Below are 16,634 nucleotides of genomic sequence, written 5' to 3'. Positions count from 1 at the left end.
GAATGAACATGTCAATCAATAGCAATCAGCGCAAACAGTTCCTTCTCAATGAACTGAAGCGCATCGGATATAAACCGGAGAATGAAAGTCTCGCTGATAAATCTCTCTATGACCTCGAAATGCTAGTCATTTCAGCCAAGGGTGAGCGAGGGAACAACATTGAGACTTACAATGCCAGGATGGAGATTGAGGAGGAAGCAGAGTGATTAAATTACAAATCAAAGACAGCACTTCTGGCAAAGAAGTGAATTTTGAAGCAGATAATTACAAAGCTGCAGATTGCAATCGTCTGATCATGCAACTGGCTGCATACATGCATGGAGGACCACTAAATATCAATACAAGTCAAAGTGCTGGACGAGTCGCTCCGCCCTCTGTGAAAAGGACGGAAGAACCAATTCATACCGATATCGTAACCAGTCAAATCAAACGGTTTCAAGAAAACCAAGATGTTTCTAAATCAAAGGATGAAAAGAAAGCTACTCCTGCTCCTTCAAAAGCAACAGAACCAAAGAGAACGAGACCAAGATCAACTGCTCTTTTGAATAATGAACGGACTTTGAATGCGAGCATCGGGGAACACGTAAGCTTGATGGATCAAGTCAAAAGCATAGCTCTAGTTCAAAAGGAAAATCCAGAACCTGACCGCATGAAATGGAAGACTAAATTTCAATGCCCTGAGTGTGGATTGAAAGAGGACAAGCAGGTTTATAAGGGCTTTAGATACACCGCATGTGACAACTGTGAAACAAAGGTGAAAATCATGCCTGCTGATATGAAAAACGGTTGGGATCATGAAGATGAAGAAGGGTACTTGTACCATGCGACTAGTCGTTATGTTTTAGGAGGGAAAGAACAATGAGATTTGTCGGGATTGATCCTTCAACGAAAACAGGGCTCGTGATTCAAGATGCAATAGGAAATGTAATTCTTACCAAAGAAATCACCTCGGTTGTAGAAGAAGATCCGCAACGCTTTATGGACTTGGCCAGCCAAATAATAAATTTAATAGAACCAACTGACTTTGTATGTATTGAAGGGTTTTCTTACGGTTCTAAAGGATCGTCAGTAGACACTCAATACGGCATTGGTTGGTTAATAAGAGCGAGGCTTATAAACAAAAAAATAGATTATGTTGACGTTCCTCCAACCACTTTGAAGAAGTTCGCAACAGGAAAAGGAAACGTTAAAAAAGATCAAATACCTGTACCTGTTTATAAACGTTGGGGATTTGAACATAAAAGTGACAACGTGATAGACGCATTCGTCTTGGCTCAAATAGCTCGTTCATTAAAAACAAAAGTAGATTTAACAAAGTATCAACAAGAGGCTTTGAAAAAAATTTCTTAATTACCAGGAGGAACAAATATGTCTTTTATAAATTTTGATGGTTTCGTTAAAAAAGTGAATCACAAGCCTAAAGGTGTCACTGAATTGGTGCTTGAAATCTCCACCAAGGAGCTAGGAAACAGTATTCAAAATCTAGCTGAAATGATCGACAACGATGTGCGTGTTGAAATTGAGAGCGATATTGTCCGCTATAACGTGCAGATCAACGCAAACACCGAACGACCAATTGTAAATTATCAAGTGGATAAGAGCGGCGTGGTTCACATAGCTGATCCTGAGCCGGAACAGTTAGAAGCTGAATTGGGCTTACCTGCAGAAAAACCAAAAATCGAAGAAAAACCGATGGAGATTAAGCGTGAAGTGGTGGATCAATTCATCGTTGAAGGTATGGCTCCACAACAGGAAGGTTTCCCTGAGAATATGGCAGAGATCGCGAAGCGACGTATTGAAGGTGAATCATATCGCAAGTTGGCCACAGAGCTTGAGATGTCATCCGGCACCGTTGTTGATCTGATCAATGACTACCGAGCAGCAGTTGCCCCGCTTGCTGAAAAATGGTGGGACTGGAAGCAGGATCAAGCCAACGAAGCTGAACCGTTGCAAAAGGAAAATGCTGAAGAAGAAGCAGCTGAAGGTGAAAAGGGTTCAGAGGATAGCGTTTCAGATGAATATGATCTTCCTAAAGATGATCAAAAAGATGAGGAAGACGGGGCTGCATAAGATGGCACGCAAACGATCAAAACGGTGGTTCTTGCTTTATCGCGAAGAGGATGGACAGCACGTCCACCTCTATGAACCACTTAAAAAATATGAACTAGTCAGTAGGATTAAGAAAGGATGGAGGCTTGTCAGATGATTAATAAAATCAAGTTTTTCTTCAAACATAAACACTTCTTCTGCTTCAAATGTAGAAACATAGTTTCAGTGCAACGAGGTTATTGGTTGGAATTTAGCACGCGGGTTTTCAATGGTCCTTACTGCTCGAAGTGCGGAAGGAGCTTCAGGAAATGAAACAGATTGTAGAAGGCGATTGGGTGGAAGCTTTGGGTGAAGTTGATCGCAGAATGTTTCATATATCTGGTTACGTCGTGAAAATCTCTGAAGGTGAGATTTTAGTTAAGACAACTAAAGGAAAATATACGGCTGTTCCTAAACATTGGGTTAAAAACTTAGGTGTGGCGGTCACTGAAGCTGGCTTAAAGGATCTGATTAATTTGTCTTTAGACATAAAGGACGAACACCTATTTAGAATGTGTATACGTGATTTGCAAGCTCTCCAGGGCAAATAAAAAGAACCAAAGCACAAGGCTCCGGCTCTAATGAATCTCGACAATTCATTATAACATGGGAGGCCTTGTGCGCATGAATAATCCTTACAAACATATAGACTCTAACATCTCAATTAATCAGCTTTTTGAAAAAGGAGAAGTTAAAGTCATCATCCTAGATGGCCATTCCAACGAAGCGTTTTTAGCTGAAGCACCTATTTACGGGAAAACGGAAATCACTACACGTGACGGCCAATTCACAAACTTAAATTATTCGAGTTCACACAAAATAAAATAGCAGGAGTTTCCTCCTGCAGGGAGGCAGTCAAAATGAAAGAAATCTGGTATTCAAAATCTCCGGATGCTGAATTTTGTATCGTCAATACAGCGAGCGGATACGTTGCCTATTGGCGATCTGAGATGCTAACAGATGATAAATGGAGTGAGCATGACACGTACCCTTCCTATCAAGCAGCACGCCGTAATATCGGTCGAGTCGGTTGCGCCGGAAGTATGAAAAAGGTTGAGCGGTTGCCATGGGAAATCGTGGCATGATCTTGAAGGGAATATGTCTCACTAATGAGTTTACACCGTTAGAAAAGGGCGTAGAATACTTTCTCTTTCCTCTCGGTTCCGCTCATTATTATGTATCAAAATTTGATAGTCCTGGCTCACACTATGGAGCATTTGAAGCCAGGCATTTTTTAATAAAGCAAAAAGAACAACACCAGGAACAGCTGACACTGTTCTGAGGGAGGGTCATATGGAATTTAAACCATCTGAAAACATGTCGTATGAAGGGCTTTGGATGGCGCTGGATGACATCAAACGACGAATAGGGGATGCGGTGCTGTCTGGTGATCGCATCAATAGTCCTTACATCAAAGGACAAAGAAAAAAAGCTGAAACAATTAAAGGTGAGCTGCTGCGCCGATTTAATGAACAGGCCAAGCGAGCAGAGTGAAAAAAGAGAGGGAGATCATTATGGAATTAAAGAATATTTTTGTTCTAAAAGTATTGGATAAATTCACTTGTGGAAAGTGGGATCACTATCCAACGGCGGAAGAAACGAAACAAGCTTTACTTAAACAATTCGGGTCCTACACACAGTTAGGAAGTGCCCCTATTACATTTGTAGTAATTAAGCAACAGACGTTTTATCAAGGCGATATACAAGATTTGCAGGAGGGCCTCTGATATGAAAACTGTGCCAGCGATTGTATTTAAAAATAAACATACTGAACGCTATCTAAGCTATGGACCTGATTTTATGGATTTAACCGATCCTAACGGAGATGTAAAAGAAATTACAGATGCGCTGTGTCTCATTAGAAAAGATCGTGAGAAACCAAGTGATCAAGATTTAACCGATTTTTACAACCTTGTGTCTCAACACAATGCTCCGCTTGATATTAACGATCTCAAAAACTGTTACGATCCGGCTCATGTTGATTATACAATCGAAGAATTTGAAAGGATCAAGGCAAGACATGAGGCGGAATATTGATGGTGAAAATATTAGAGAATCAAACGCTCTATCAATGTGAACTCTGTGGGAAACGCCTTCTTACCCCGCATGGAGCCAAGTTACATGAAACTAAGTATTGTTCAGTTGTTAGACAGAGAGAAAAGAGGAAACGTCAGGAATCCTGTGAACATAAGCAAATGGAAATGAGCTACTGTCCTATGGCAGGAGAGGAACACTTGTTGGAACCTGACTATTATTATTGTGTAGATTGTGGCATGACAGAAATGGATATTAGGCAGCAAAAAAAGGAGAGGGCACAATGACCAAAAATAAAGCATTTCAAATAACTCTATCATCCGGCGAAGTGATCATGCGAAACAGTGAAGGCATTTGTGCATCTAAGTGTCCTGGAATTGATTATGAAATGGTCGTTTCTCAGGATTATGTCATCGATTGTTTAGTGCAAAATATTCAGGAATATAAACAGCAGAAAGAAAGAACATTGCAGAGGCATTATGACATGTTTTTGTCATTATATCGAGAAGCAAAGCAGAATTATTCAAATGATTGGGAATTAAAACATGATTCCCCTGCCAACTATGCTGAACATGCAAAAACTGTTTATACCTTAGCTTTAGGGCTGGGATTTGAGTTGAAAAAAGAAGCGGAAGGGGAATGAAGATGAAATTTTTTAAAATGAGAAATCCATATTATGCACTCATTAAAGCGAACACAAAAGAAAGTGCAATTAAACTCTATTTAGACGATGTAGCAGCTGACGAAGGTGATCTATACATGAAAGAAGTGTCAGCTATCAATGCTGCTGTAACTTATGGAGTTTTGTTAGCAGAGACCGATGATGCCGAGATAACAAAGGTAGAAATGATTGAGAATTTAGAGGATGAAGAAGAACGTGTTTTATTAATGGACGGCAGCTTGCTGTGAGGAAGGGGAATGAATCATGGGATTAGATTTTACTCATTGCGAAGCACATTGGGCATACAGCGGTTTCGGTAATTTTAGAAGAAAGTTAGCTGCATGTATCGGAATGAATTTAGATGATATGCAGGGCTTTGGTGGGGATATACCATTTGAGAACTATGATGATGACATCATTCCATTGCTGGATCATTCAGACTGTGAAGATGACTTACCGCCTGACGTTTGTAAAACCGTTGCTGCTAGATTGCGTCAACTTGTCCGCAATTGGCCGGATGATGATCGAGATAAAATCAACGCTCTCTATCTTGCAGAGGGAATGGAACTAGCACATCAACAAAATGAACCATTGGAATTTAGATAAGAGGAGGACGATGACAAATGAAAAAACTACTAATCACACTAACTATTATTATTGCGGCGGTGCTTTATGCGCCGTCTGCTGTGGCAGTAACGAGCGGATATAAAACAATTGGAGGGCATACAGTCAGCGTATCAACGGATGCCAATTCATACACCCCACGTGCTAAAAGCATTGATGTCACAGCGCGTAAAACTGGTTCTGAAACGGTCTATTATCGTTTCACTTTGCAAAAACGAGTAGGTGGCAAATGGAAAGATCAGCGGTTTAGTCTAGTGGGATCATTCAAGACCGCCACACCTGCAAAGGAATTTTATACAGTCAATCACACTGCTGGCACGCATCGAATCAAGATGACAATCTATAAATATAAAAATTGGACAGGTGTCAAAGGCAATATCTACACGCCCGCTTTCGAGGTGAGAAAATGACAATCAAATTATCAAACCTACCTGACGAAACAAAAATAATCAACGAGAGCGGCTTTCTTCTCCAAACAGTCGCGGAAACAAAAGAAGACATTTTGGAGCGAGGGGAGCATCATCACGAAGATACATGGTTTCTCTTCTTGCATGAAGACGTTTTTGGAGACGAAGTGGAAATAGATATTCTTCCAGCCTGCTTTAAAGGATTTTTCAAATTTGATAGATCAGAACTTGTTGCTATCAAAGACAACATTCTACACACAAAAATGCACGGCCATAAGCTAACAGAAACAGAAAAATTGATTTTAGCAAAGGTTGAAGCTGCTATATCAGAATCGGAGGTAGCGGAATGACGAAAATGACTGCAAAGAAAATGGCCGATATGTTAGAAGACTATGAACAGAAAGCTTATGCAGAATATTTTGGAGTAGATTGGCTTTCCGATGTGGGAGAAAATCTTAAAAATTACATGATTAACTGTCATCTTGAAAAACGTGATCCAACCTTTGAAGAATTAATGCAATGGATCACTGATCTTCATATTAAGGCAATGGCTTGAAAACTAAATAAGTCCAAGACGGAGGTAACGCAAATGATGAATGTACGATTTGTTGATGACAATTTTAAAGAAATATCTACTCAACCGATTGATATTAAAAAGGTTGATAACTTGATTCGTTTAGTTGCAAAGTATGGGATTGCTGATTTAGATGGGGATAAATATAAATACGAATCAGCTATCTATCTGCCGTTGGAGAATGCGTTTGAGATCAGAGTCTTTCCAATAGAAGAATAAATCATATGACATAGATCGGTGCAAAATTGCCCTGGTCTATGTCTTTCATTGTTTATAGGAGGTTGAGGAAATGGGAGCTGAACAATTGTGTTTACTGCCAGGGATCGATGAGAAACAAGTCCGAAATGCTCTGATCAAGGAGCTGAAGGTTTATAGAGCCCTGAAGGTGAAGGAAGAAAACAGAAAGGAACAGGAGGCAAACGGTGCAACAGGTCTTTTTCCTACTCTCAGGAACCAGGAAGTTTTAAATGAACTGAAAGTCCGGCAGATAGAAAGAGCGTTAGAAAACAGCCTAGACGAAATAGAGCAAGACATCATCCGGATGAAATACCTGACACCGCGTGTGGTGAAGGATTTGGAGGTGTGTGAAGAACTGGGTCTGAAGAAAGACCGGTATTACAAATTGAAGAAGCAAGCGACGTTTAATCTTTCAACAGCACTCGGAATCATATGAGTGCTGTTTTTGTATCTTTATTCCTATTTAATGGTAAACTTCATATTGGTAAAATTGACCTTGTCAATGAATAGGAGGGAGTGACTTCTTCTGGGGAAGATACTTGATGCAAAAGCACTAACCAGTGCCATGGATACAAGAGCGAAACACTATCAGGAACTCCGCGAACAAATGATTGATTTAAAAAAGGCACTACAAGGCGTGGCAAACCTTGGTGATGATTTCACTGGTAAAGGTGCCGATAATATTAAAAGCTTTTATAAAGAGCTGGCTGGAAATGTGGACATGTTTATCAGCTTCATTGATAAGCAAATAGCTTTTCATGAAGGTGTATCTGGGACACTTGATGATACGAGCTTTGGCGGCGATACCTTTATAGAAGAGCACTTTTTAGACAATGCGGTACATATGGGCATCAAAAATGCCAAAAGCATTGTGAAGGATCAAAAAAATGCGCTTAAAACGATTTTTGAAGATATTGATGACCTCATTTCTCTGGAGGTATTTGATAGCCAAACCTTTGATGAAAAGATCGAAGATGCGGAAGACGAGCGAAAGAAAACGGTTAAAGATTTAATAGAACTTGATCAAAATTTAAAAGATGAATATGCTTTGTCAGAGACAGAGCAACAAGCTACAATGGCATTGTACGCAGAAATGATCAATGCCACGAATGACGGGAAATCCATTTCACCTATGAATTTTGATAAAAAAGCATTTCAAGATAGTGAAATCTATAAGGCAAAAAGTGATATTGAGAAGCAAACTGCAGAATATCTCAAAATCAAAAAAGAACAAGAAGAAGCCCGCGAGATCGCAAAGGAACAAGAAGCACTCGCCAACCGTCCTTGGTATGAAAAAGCCCTCGATTATGGGGGAAACATTGTAAATGAGTTAACAGGTGTGAATGATGCAAAACGAGCCGCAACAGGCATTGATCCAATCACAGGCGAGGAACTCACCGCAGGACAGCGAGTCGCCGCAGGCGGCATGGCAGCAGCCGGCTACATCCCTATCGTCGGTTGGGCAGGACGCATTTTCAAAGGCGGAAAGGCCGTCTATAAAACAACTCAAGCCACATCAGCCGCAGTCAGGGCAGTCGACATTTACAAGACATCACAAAAGTCTTTTGACGCTTTGAAAACATCCCAAAAAGGTTTATATGGACTGACCGCCACCAATGGCTTCAGCGAAGCGATTACAGGCCGAGACATGTTTGGAAACAAGGTCTCGAAAGAACAGCAGGAAGCAAGTATGAATGCAGCGCTTGCAATGCTTTTACCGTTTGGTATGAAAGGACCTGTAAAGAAAACTCCAGGAGTTATCCAGAAGTCAAATAAACAAATTAGTGAAAGCTATGATGAAATAAAGAGATTCAGGGAAAAAGCGGGATTAAAACCTTATGCTATTGATTCTGGTGATACGGTAGCAGCAGTTAAAGTTAACGACAGGACATTTTTTGGAGTGAATTCCACGATCACTAAAGAGTCGCAAAAAGCAACAAGAGAGCTAAGACAAAAGTGGTTAAAAGAAGTACAATGGGTTCCACCTAAAAAGAGTTCCCCTAAACATTTAGGCCATGCTCAGTCATTGACACATGCAGAATCTCATTCATTAATTAGAGCTTTTGAAAAGGAAGGTCAATTACCGCAAAAAGTAACTATGTTTGTAGATAGGAAGACTTGCAATATTTGTAGAGGAGAAATGCCAGCCTTGCTAAAAAGGTTGGGGGTTGATGAATTAGAAGTTTATAGTGGTGGATTAGAAAAACCTTTAGTTATCAAAGCAACTAAATAAGGAGGAAATTTCGTGATTGTATATAATGGACCAGTTGAAGAACCAATTGAAAACCCAGAAGAAGAATTTATTAAAAATATTTTCTTTGAAAAAGAAGCGGATTATTGGAAACAAGGAAGTGGAGATTCTTGTTTTGAGGTAGAAGGAGAAAATGAATGGCTTATTTTCTTTTATGATGAGCCATATGGATTCTTTATCATGAGACATCCTGATTATTTAGTCCCTTTGAAAAAGGATGTTGAAATAGAAACAATAGAGCATTTGGTTGGTGGAGAACCAATGAAAGTACCATCATGCAGTTATGTAAGTCGAGAAGAAGCATATAGAATTGTTCAACACTTTTTAAGTACAAAAACTATGCCTGATTTTGTTGAATGGGTTGATTTATATGACATCGATTTTGAACATGATTTTTAAAACTAGAGTGTCCATCTTTATGGGCACTTTTTTATTTGCATTGCCGAGAAAAAACCGAGAAAAAGCCGACAAAAAGGGGGATAAAAAGGGGACCTTTTTTCCTAAGTGGATCATCGTATGATAGAGACAAGCAAAACGAACGTGAATATTTTGTCCAGAAGGAAGAACCTGCGGACGCTGATCATTGAGCACTTTAAGTGCCTTGATTGGTGTCCGCTTTTTTTATTGGGAGACGCGTCTTTCCCTTATCAATGGCGTATCTGGATACGGAACAAAGGTGTTGAGGAATGTGGCCATACGAGAGGGACATTCTGAGCCTGGATAGCAGCTGGTCTGCGGCGGCCGTATCGAGGACAGTTTTTCATTTTACTTGATGATTGACTGTACTTGGCATCCTCTCGGAGTGTAGTCATCATTGCAAAATCTATTTAAGCGAATAGCGTAAGGTGGTGCTTATTCGGCAAGGAGCGAGTGAAATGAAGATCAGGGATTCTGTTTCTAAAGAGACATTAAAGCAATTTAAAAGCATTGCTCCTGGTTCTAATAGAAAGAAGGAGAACGATGCTGATCCCATTACGAAAAGGGATTGGGAAGAAATCATGGGAACGAGACGCGAAACGTACCAACGACAAGGCGGCCGTATCCGAAGAAAACGATAAATTTTGGGAACAGTCGTCTTTTGGGTGTATGGCTGCAGGTGCTTTGGTGAGGGATAGGAGCGCAAAAATATAAAAAGGGAGATGATGAGCATGGCATCAAAGTTTGGTGTATCTGCTAATCCGAAAAAAGCGAATCATACTTTAGGAAAGGACAAGGTTGTGGTTGTTGCGATTCAGAATCACAATGATTACATTTGTGGGCCAAACCTTATTCCTCAAAGAAAGGTTGAAGGGAAATGGGTCACAATCAAAACGAATTCACCTAACCCGCTTAACCCAGCAGAGAAAAAGTATGATGAATTCGATATCAAGGAATCACTAGGTAACAAAAAAGGTACGTATCGATTCAAGGTGGATGTAGAGCGATATGACAAACATGGCAACCATGTTGAAACTGTCGGTACATTCTACACATCGGAATTTTACATCAAGTAAGCAGCTGATGCCGCCTTTAGGGCGGCATCATTTGTTTTTATAGGAGGAAACAGCGATGAATATCAAAACAATTCCCGTACATAAAATTAACCCATCAACATATAACCCCCGAATTGATCTACAACCAGGAGATCCCGAGTATGATTCACTAAAACAATCTATAGAAAAGTTTGGATACGTTGATCCGCTCATCTGGAATGAACGGACTGGCCATCTTGTAGGCGGTCATCAACGTTTCAAAGTATTAATGGAAGACAATCCAACAGAAATTAAAGTGTCTGTCGTGTCTCTTAATGATCAGGATGAGAAAGCATTGAATATTGCCCTTAATAAAATAGATGGCGATTGGGATGAAGAAAAACTATTAGTTTTATTAGAAGAACTCAAAACGATCGGAGAAGTAGATTTAACTCTTACTGGGTTTGATGATGTAGATTTAAAAAAAATGTTAGGTGATATAGATATTCCGAACTTTGAAGAAGGCACTGAAGATGATCAAGGTGATCTTGGTGTGCTAAGTACAAAAATAATTGTTTGTCCGCATTGTGGAGAGGAGTTTGAAAGAGAGTGAGTGATCTTAAAGTCGCTTGGGCTACTCATGAAGCAGCTAAATTCGCATGTGAACAATTTCATTATAGCAAATGTTTACCAGTAGGAAAGTTAGTCAAAGTCGGAGCTTGGGAAGATGGGAACTTCATAGGTGTTGTTATTTTTAGTAGAGGTGCAAACAGTAGAATTGGCTCTCCATATGGATTAACACAAAAGGAATGTTGTGAATTAACTCGTGTAGCATTGACTAAACATAAATCATTTGTTTCAGAAATTTTAGCAAAAGCAATTAAATTTTTGAGAAATCAATCACCTAATATTCAATTGATTATCAGTTATGCAGACGCAGAACAAAATCATCATGGTGGTATTTATCAAGCAACAAATTGGATTTATGAAGGGAAAACAGATGGAGAGCATTACTTCATTATTAACGGTAAGAAAACTCATCCAAAGTCCATTCATTCTAAATATGGTAAAGGTAGTCAAAGGCTGGAATGGTTAAAAGAAAATATTGATTCTAATGCTCAAAAACATATTACTATTGGCAAACATAAATATTTAATGCCATTGACGAAGAAAATGCGAAAAAAAATTATTCATCTTCATAAGCCATACCCGAAACAGTAAAAAAAGAGGGTGCTGACAACACCCTCCCTTCAAAGACAGAAAGAACCTCCCTGCCTAAGAGCGTGATCAAGACGCGGCCGCGTTTGTGGGAAAATATCACGCTCTCATCCACTATTGTAATGGAGGTAAGGGAGAATGACAACAGAAAATACAAACACACGTTCCCTTTCTGACGAAGAAAAGAAAGAAATGCTTATGATTCTTCAAGCTGAACAGGCTGAAGGTATTGATAAATCAAAAGAGAACTATCGCAAAATTGCACAGGCTTGTATCTCTCAATGGGTGAGGGATTTTAAAGAAGGCAACATCAAATTGTCTTCAGTAGAAGATCTGAAGAAGCTCATAGAACTCGACATCGATCTTCAGAAGCATGACGATATTTGAAAACAACTCAAACTTAATTCAACAGCTCGGAGGTGGGTGATATGTAATGGCTAGACCGCGAAATCCCAAAAGAGATCAGGCATTCCAATTGTGGAAAGAAAGCAACGGAACCTGTTTGCTGAAAGACATTGCTGAAGAATTAGAGTGTTCACAATCGCTTATCCGCAAATGGAAGAACCAAGACTCTTGGGATGAGAAATTGAATGGTAACGTTACTAAACCGAAAGAAAAAACCAATGGTAACGTTACTAAACGCCCTGGTGCTCCAAAAGGGAGTAAAAACGCTAAAGGCAATAAAGGTGGGAAGGCACCGCCAGGTAACCAAAACGCTAAAGGGAATACTGGTGGTGCTCCAAAAGGAAACAGAAATTCTGTGCGAACAGGTGAATTTGAATCGATCATGTTCGATTATATGGACGACACAGAAAAGGAGCTCTTTGAGCAGATTGAGACCGATCCGCTCTATCAAATTGAATTGACCATACGTGAGCTTAGTATTCGAGAGCGGCGTATGATGCATAGGATCATGAAGTATGAAAATGGTTTAACCGATAATCAACGACGGGTTCTTCAGCAACTTAGAAAAACAAAAGATGTCGCACCTTCGACAAGTGAGAATGGTGTTGTCAAATACGTTCCAATCATCAATGAACGTCTTGTAGTCACTGAAGTGGAAGAAACTCAATTACCTGTGATTGACCGCATCCTTGAAATAGAGGAAGCATTGACGCGAGTAACAGACAAGCGTCTTAAAGCCATTAGGCAGAAACACGACATAATGAAAACTATGTCAGAGCATGAATTGAGACTTCGTGGTCTCGATCTTGCAAACCGAACACGAGAAGCAGAGCTGGAGCGGATCACCGCTCGACCTGTTGATGACTCTGTACAGATCACAATTAAGAGAGCAAAGAAAAAAGGTGATGGCTGATGCATCTGATGGAAAAAGAGGTCAATCCACACTTTGAGGACTTTCTTTTTGACTGGAACCAGAAGTTTCAGTTCCTAGTGGGAGGTTACGGATCATCTAAGAGTTATCACATCGCATTGAAACTCATCCTAAAGCTGCTTGATGAAAAGCGAACTGCTCTTGTGATTCGTGAAGTCTATGACACGCACAGAGATTCCACATTTTCTTTATTTGAAGAGATCGTTAATGATCTTGGACTCGATCATGTGATCCAGTGTAGAACATCACCGCTCATGCTTAAATTCCATAATGGGAGCCGGATCATCTTCAAAGGGTTGGACAAGCCAGCAAAATTGAAGTCGATCAACAACATCTCGATCATATGGATTGAGGAATGTTCCGAGGTTAAGTACGAGGGATTTAAGGAGCTGCTTGGTCGTTTGCGTCATCCAACATTACAGCTGCACATGATCTTATCAACGAACCCTGTCGGCCAGGATAATTGGACGTACAGACATTTCTTTAAGGATGATCAGAACAACCGATTTATCCTGGATGACGAGACTTTATACAAAGAACGCACCATCGCTATCAATGATACGTACTATCATCATTCTACAGCTGAAGACAACTTGTTCCTTCCGGTCAGTTACATTAAGCAGCTGGACGAACTAAAAGAATATGATCCCGACCTTTATCGAATTGCGAGGAAAGGTCATTTTGGCATAAACGGAATTCGTGTGCTGCCACAATTCGAGGTGCAGCCGCATGAAGATGTGATGCTGGCCATCTCAAATATTAATCGTCCTTTGCTTAGAGCAGGCATGGACTTTGGTTTTGTTGATTCATATAACGCAGTTGTTAGGTTGGCTGTGGATCACGAGAAGAAATATCTATATATCTATTGGGAGTATTACGATCGCGGCAAGACTGATGACGTAACTGTCGAGGACTTGAAAGAGTTCGTTGAAACAAAAGAGTTGATCAAGGCTGATAATGAGCAGAAGACAATCGCATATTTCCGCAAGATGGGATACAACATGGTGGCTGCTCATAAGTTCCAGGGATCACGCTTGCAGTACACCAAGAAGATCAAGCGGTTTAAGAAAATCATTTGTTCCGACTCATGCAAAAACACGATCTATGAGCTTCAGCCGCTCACGTACAAGACAGACAAGCACGGCAATATCATAGAGGACGAGTTTCAGATTGATCCTCATACTTTTTCAGCCATCTGGTATGCGTTAGATGATTATGAGGTCACCGATCTGAAAGAGCAGCCTAAAGAGCGGAAACGCCCTAATAGAGAAAGGAGGTCGATGAGAAGGCTATGACAAAACATGTGAAAGCTACTGTGTTTAAAGCAGACATCTCTCAAACTACGAAACAAATTCATGATGATAGTTTTAACTATGAGGCTGATGGATTGATCGAGCCTCCATATAATATCCAAGAGCTCAAACAAATAGCCGAGTATTCTACCATTCTTCAGCAATGCATCGATGCGTATAAAACGAATATTCTAGGATTCGGCTTGGGAGTTGAATACACTTTCGACTTTAACGCTGAGAATGCACCAGAGGGAAAGAAAGAGGCAGCTGAGAAAGAATGGACCCAACTTGAAGAGTTCGTCAGATATATGAACTATGATGAGTCAGCCGAAGTAGTTCTTGGTTATGTAATAGAAGACCGAGAGAAAACCGGTAATGGATTTGTCGAAGTGCTTCGAGAAGGTACAGGGAAGCCTGCAGGCATTGAATATCTGGATGCACAATACTTACGTGTTTGTAAGCTAAGCGATCCCGTTGACGTCGAATTCCGATACACAGAAAACGGCCATGTGAAGTCATTGCAACGGAAGAAACGATTCCGTAAATATGTGCAGCAGGTCAACACTAAAAAAGTATTCTTCAAAGAGTACGGCGATCCAAGAACAATGAATGCTGCTACGGGAGAATACAGCGAAGACACCCCTTCTGATCTTGTAGCAAGTGAAGTCATCCACTTCAAGATTGGCAGCGGTACATATGGTGTTCCTCGTTGGATTGGTAACATCGTCAATATGTATGGAGCGCGCAAAGCTGAAGAACTGAACTATCTGTATTTTAAACAAGGGCGGCATGTACCAGCTGCCATCACAGTGGAAAATGGGATGCTGTCTGAATCTTCGTATGAGCAGCTGCAAGAGTACATGAATGGCATCGAGGGTTCAGACAATGCACATAAATTCCTTTTGCTTGAAGTCGAAGGGATTCCTAAAAAGAAAAAGGACGAAGTAAGCAATGACGAAGACCCTGCACCTGTGAAAGTTGAAATAAAATCACTGGCCGAGATTCTTCAGGAGGATGCGCTGTTCCTTGAATACGACGAGAAGACGAGAAACAAGATACGTTCTTCTTTCCGTCTGCCGCCGATCTACACAGGCGAATCACAGGATTATAACAAGGCGACAGCTGACACCGCTCGTAAGACAACTGAGGAACAGGTATTTCAGCCAGAGCGAATGATCATCACTGGCAAGCTCAATACACTCTTTCTTCCTGATCTCGATCTCTGGCATGTGCGGCTCATTTTGAATGGTCCAGACTTTCGTGATCCGCTCGAAATTGCAAAGGTTCTTACACCGTTTATTCAAGCAGGAGCGGTTTCACCGAATGACCTGCGTGATCTGGCTGGCCGTATTCTTGGTAAGACACTTGAAGAATGGCCAGAGGAAGAATATCACCGACCAATTGAGGCGAAGCCAAAGGCATCAACTAGCTTGCTTGATACGGTTCTTCAAAAGTCTGCGGGCACTAACAATGAATTGGTATCTATCCTCAAAGACCTTAGGGATGAACTAGAGGAGATCCGCAAATGAGCAAGATCGATCAGCTGATAAAAAACATCAATACCTTTGTGAAAAAAGCTGAGGAAGATGAGGTCAAGGAACTTGAAGCAGCTGTAGCAGATTTCCCTGAACTGGAGGATATCCCTTCTTTGGTGGAAGAGTACGAGAAAACCGCCGCAAAACTTCTCAGATTGCAACGCAGGACGTTTTTAAATGCTTTGAATGGTTTTATATCCAAGGATGATTCGGAGACGTTAGAATCAATTCTAGCGTTCTTCCAAAATGACTTGTTTGCAGCTGATGAATTTGCGGAGTTGTTCGGAAAAGAAACGGCTGTCTTTCTAACACTTACGGTCACGCAGTTGGCCGAGAAGATCATGCATTCCATCGATGCAGATATTCCATTCAAGGTTCTTTCTGAGAAAACTGAACAATGGATTGAATCATGGTCTCAGGAGTTGGCGCAGCTGATGCAGCTGAATACTCATGAGGCTATTGAACAAACCTTGAAAGATGGTATAAGAGAAGGCCGCTCTATTCAAGAAATTGAACTAGAGCTAAAGGACCTTCCTGAATTCAGCCGGAAGCGCGCACGTGTCACAGCTGTAACCGAAGTGTTGACCGCTTCTTCTGTTGCTCAACATGAATCCTATGTCCAATCCCCGGCAGTAACGGGGAAGAAGTGGAAGCACAGCGGTGGGAAGAAGAATCAGTCAAGAGAAAGTCATGTGCAGTTGGATGGAACTATCATCCCTCTCGATGAAGAATTTGAGATACCAGGCAGCGGAGAGCGGTGCATGTTTCCAAGAGATACCACGCTTTCTCCTAAAGAGAGAGTAAATTGTCATTGTGCGGTTGGTCCTGTGGTTGATCCTGTTATTCTTGGTTTGTCAGCTGAAGAAAAAGAAGGTTTAAGACAACAAGTAACTGTAAATTGATTTGATTTTTCTAAGAATAATTAA

General features: G+C 40.7%; 29 protein-coding genes. All 29 read left to right on the top strand.

All coding sequences use genetic code 11. The annotated features are described in order from the left end of the window. Positions 1-8: 8 nt before the first annotated feature. The 29 genes from NSS92_RS19330 to NSS92_RS19190 all read left to right on the top strand — a co-directional run bounded on the left by NSS92_RS19330 (position 9) and on the right by NSS92_RS19190 (position 16,610). Entirely contained in the window at positions 9-206 is a 198-nt protein-coding gene (locus tag NSS92_RS19330; protein ID WP_340870390.1) for a hypothetical protein, read from the top strand. After that, complete coding sequence (locus NSS92_RS19325) at positions 203-862, top strand: hypothetical protein (RefSeq protein ID WP_340870388.1); 660 nt, start codon at positions 203-205, stop codon at positions 860-862. The genes NSS92_RS19330 and NSS92_RS19325 overlap by 4 nt, the downstream gene beginning before the upstream one ends. Continuing rightward, positions 859-1,350 carry a hypothetical protein gene (locus tag NSS92_RS19320; protein WP_340870387.1) on the top strand — a complete coding sequence of 164 codons (492 nt, stop codon included), beginning with the start codon at positions 859-861 and terminating at the stop codon, positions 1,348-1,350. The genes NSS92_RS19325 and NSS92_RS19320 overlap by 4 nt, the downstream gene beginning before the upstream one ends. An 18-nt stretch (positions 1,351-1,368) precedes the next feature. Continuing rightward, positions 1,369-2,070, top strand: coding sequence for a hypothetical protein (locus NSS92_RS19315; protein WP_340870384.1), 702 nt, complete (start codon positions 1,369-1,371; stop codon positions 2,068-2,070). 287 nt (positions 2,071-2,357) lie between these two features. Beyond that, positions 2,358-2,639, top strand: a complete 282-nt coding sequence (locus tag NSS92_RS19310) for a hypothetical protein (RefSeq protein ID WP_340870382.1) — start codon at positions 2,358-2,360, stop codon at positions 2,637-2,639. Positions 2,640-2,712: 73 nt separating this feature from the next. After that, positions 2,713-2,916: an XtrA/YqaO family protein gene (locus NSS92_RS19305; RefSeq protein ID WP_034282417.1), complete on the top strand. Its 204-nt coding sequence runs from the start codon at positions 2,713-2,715 to the stop codon at positions 2,914-2,916. Between the two features lie 32 nt (positions 2,917-2,948). Beyond that, entirely contained in the window at positions 2,949-3,173 is a 225-nt protein-coding gene (locus NSS92_RS19300) for a hypothetical protein (protein ID WP_340870380.1), read from the top strand. 208 nt (positions 3,174-3,381) lie between these two features. Continuing rightward, positions 3,382-3,582, top strand: a complete 201-nt coding sequence (locus tag NSS92_RS19295) for a DUF6877 family protein (RefSeq protein WP_340870378.1) — start codon at positions 3,382-3,384, stop codon at positions 3,580-3,582. Between the two features lie 20 nt (positions 3,583-3,602). Beyond that, entirely contained in the window at positions 3,603-3,815 is a 213-nt protein-coding gene (locus tag NSS92_RS19290; RefSeq protein WP_106065062.1) for a hypothetical protein, read from the top strand. A gap of 1 nt (position 3,816) precedes the next feature. Beyond that, positions 3,817-4,125, top strand: a complete 309-nt coding sequence (locus NSS92_RS19285; protein ID WP_106065063.1) for a hypothetical protein — start codon at positions 3,817-3,819, stop codon at positions 4,123-4,125. A 280-nt stretch (positions 4,126-4,405) separates the two neighbouring features. Then, a complete protein-coding gene (locus NSS92_RS19280; RefSeq protein ID WP_106065064.1) occupies positions 4,406-4,765 on the top strand; it encodes a hypothetical protein in 360 nt (119 codons plus the stop codon). A gap of 2 nt (positions 4,766-4,767) precedes the next feature. After that, positions 4,768-5,031: a hypothetical protein gene (locus NSS92_RS19275; RefSeq protein WP_340870373.1), complete on the top strand. Its 264-nt coding sequence runs from the start codon at positions 4,768-4,770 to the stop codon at positions 5,029-5,031. A gap of 16 nt (positions 5,032-5,047) precedes the next feature. Continuing rightward, a complete protein-coding gene (locus tag NSS92_RS19270; protein ID WP_340870371.1) occupies positions 5,048-5,389 on the top strand; it encodes a hypothetical protein in 342 nt (113 codons plus the stop codon). 17 nt (positions 5,390-5,406) lie between these two features. Beyond that, complete coding sequence (locus NSS92_RS19265) at positions 5,407-5,817, top strand: hypothetical protein (RefSeq protein ID WP_340870368.1); 411 nt, start codon at positions 5,407-5,409, stop codon at positions 5,815-5,817. Beyond that, positions 5,814-6,164, top strand: coding sequence for a hypothetical protein (locus tag NSS92_RS19260; RefSeq protein ID WP_340870365.1), 351 nt, complete (start codon positions 5,814-5,816; stop codon positions 6,162-6,164). The genes NSS92_RS19265 and NSS92_RS19260 overlap by 4 nt, the downstream gene beginning before the upstream one ends. Continuing rightward, positions 6,161-6,370, top strand: a complete 210-nt coding sequence (locus tag NSS92_RS19255) for a hypothetical protein (protein ID WP_340870363.1) — start codon at positions 6,161-6,163, stop codon at positions 6,368-6,370. The genes NSS92_RS19260 and NSS92_RS19255 overlap by 4 nt, the downstream gene beginning before the upstream one ends. Positions 6,371-6,403: 33 nt before the next feature. After that, positions 6,404-6,607, top strand: coding sequence for a hypothetical protein (locus NSS92_RS19250; protein ID WP_262089546.1), 204 nt, complete (start codon positions 6,404-6,406; stop codon positions 6,605-6,607). 70 nt (positions 6,608-6,677) lie between these two features. Beyond that, positions 6,678-7,061 carry an ArpU family phage packaging/lysis transcriptional regulator gene (locus NSS92_RS19245; protein ID WP_340870357.1) on the top strand — a complete coding sequence of 128 codons (384 nt, stop codon included), beginning with the start codon at positions 6,678-6,680 and terminating at the stop codon, positions 7,059-7,061. 90 nt (positions 7,062-7,151) lie between these two features. Beyond that, positions 7,152-8,858 carry a ribonuclease YeeF family protein gene (locus NSS92_RS19240; RefSeq protein ID WP_340870437.1) on the top strand — a complete coding sequence of 569 codons (1,707 nt, stop codon included), beginning with the start codon at positions 7,152-7,154 and terminating at the stop codon, positions 8,856-8,858. 12 nt (positions 8,859-8,870) lie between these two features. Further along, complete coding sequence (locus NSS92_RS19235) at positions 8,871-9,275, top strand: hypothetical protein (RefSeq protein ID WP_340870355.1); 405 nt, start codon at positions 8,871-8,873, stop codon at positions 9,273-9,275. 476 nt (positions 9,276-9,751) lie between these two features. Then, positions 9,752-9,934, top strand: a complete 183-nt coding sequence (locus NSS92_RS19230; RefSeq protein ID WP_165379089.1) for a hypothetical protein — start codon at positions 9,752-9,754, stop codon at positions 9,932-9,934. Between the two features lie 90 nt (positions 9,935-10,024). Next, positions 10,025-10,369 carry a hypothetical protein gene (locus tag NSS92_RS19225; RefSeq protein WP_041506882.1) on the top strand — a complete coding sequence of 115 codons (345 nt, stop codon included), beginning with the start codon at positions 10,025-10,027 and terminating at the stop codon, positions 10,367-10,369. Between the two features lie 55 nt (positions 10,370-10,424). Beyond that, positions 10,425-10,940 (top strand): ParB N-terminal domain-containing protein, encoded by a 516-nt coding sequence (locus NSS92_RS19220; RefSeq protein WP_340870348.1) that lies wholly within the window; start codon positions 10,425-10,427, stop codon positions 10,938-10,940. Further along, positions 10,937-11,548, top strand: a complete 612-nt coding sequence (locus NSS92_RS19215) for a Mom family adenine methylcarbamoylation protein (RefSeq protein WP_340870345.1) — start codon at positions 10,937-10,939, stop codon at positions 11,546-11,548. Before NSS92_RS19220 ends, NSS92_RS19215 begins: the two co-directional genes overlap by 4 nt. Positions 11,549-11,683: 135 nt before the next feature. Beyond that, positions 11,684-11,932 carry a hypothetical protein gene (locus NSS92_RS19210; RefSeq protein ID WP_340870343.1) on the top strand — a complete coding sequence of 83 codons (249 nt, stop codon included), beginning with the start codon at positions 11,684-11,686 and terminating at the stop codon, positions 11,930-11,932. 46 nt (positions 11,933-11,978) lie between these two features. Next, positions 11,979-12,863: a phage terminase small subunit gene (terS, locus tag NSS92_RS19205; RefSeq protein ID WP_340870339.1), complete on the top strand. Its 885-nt coding sequence runs from the start codon at positions 11,979-11,981 to the stop codon at positions 12,861-12,863. 8 nt (positions 12,864-12,871) lie between these two features. Further along, positions 12,872-14,176: a PBSX family phage terminase large subunit gene (locus tag NSS92_RS19200; RefSeq protein WP_340870435.1), complete on the top strand. Its 1,305-nt coding sequence runs from the start codon at positions 12,872-12,874 to the stop codon at positions 14,174-14,176. Beyond that, positions 14,173-15,702 carry a phage portal protein gene (locus tag NSS92_RS19195; protein ID WP_340870336.1) on the top strand — a complete coding sequence of 510 codons (1,530 nt, stop codon included), beginning with the start codon at positions 14,173-14,175 and terminating at the stop codon, positions 15,700-15,702. Before NSS92_RS19200 ends, NSS92_RS19195 begins: the two co-directional genes overlap by 4 nt. Then, positions 15,699-16,610, top strand: a complete 912-nt coding sequence (locus NSS92_RS19190) for a phage minor head protein (RefSeq protein ID WP_340870332.1) — start codon at positions 15,699-15,701, stop codon at positions 16,608-16,610. Before NSS92_RS19195 ends, NSS92_RS19190 begins: the two co-directional genes overlap by 4 nt. The last annotated feature ends 24 nt before the right edge of the window (positions 16,611-16,634 follow it).

This window comes from Bacillus sp. FSL M8-0166, from assembly GCF_038008825.1.
GTDB classification, from domain to species: Bacteria; Bacillota; Bacilli; order Bacillales; family Bacillaceae; genus Bacillus; species Bacillus safensis.
This window is presented reverse-complemented; position numbering and strand designations above follow the sequence as displayed.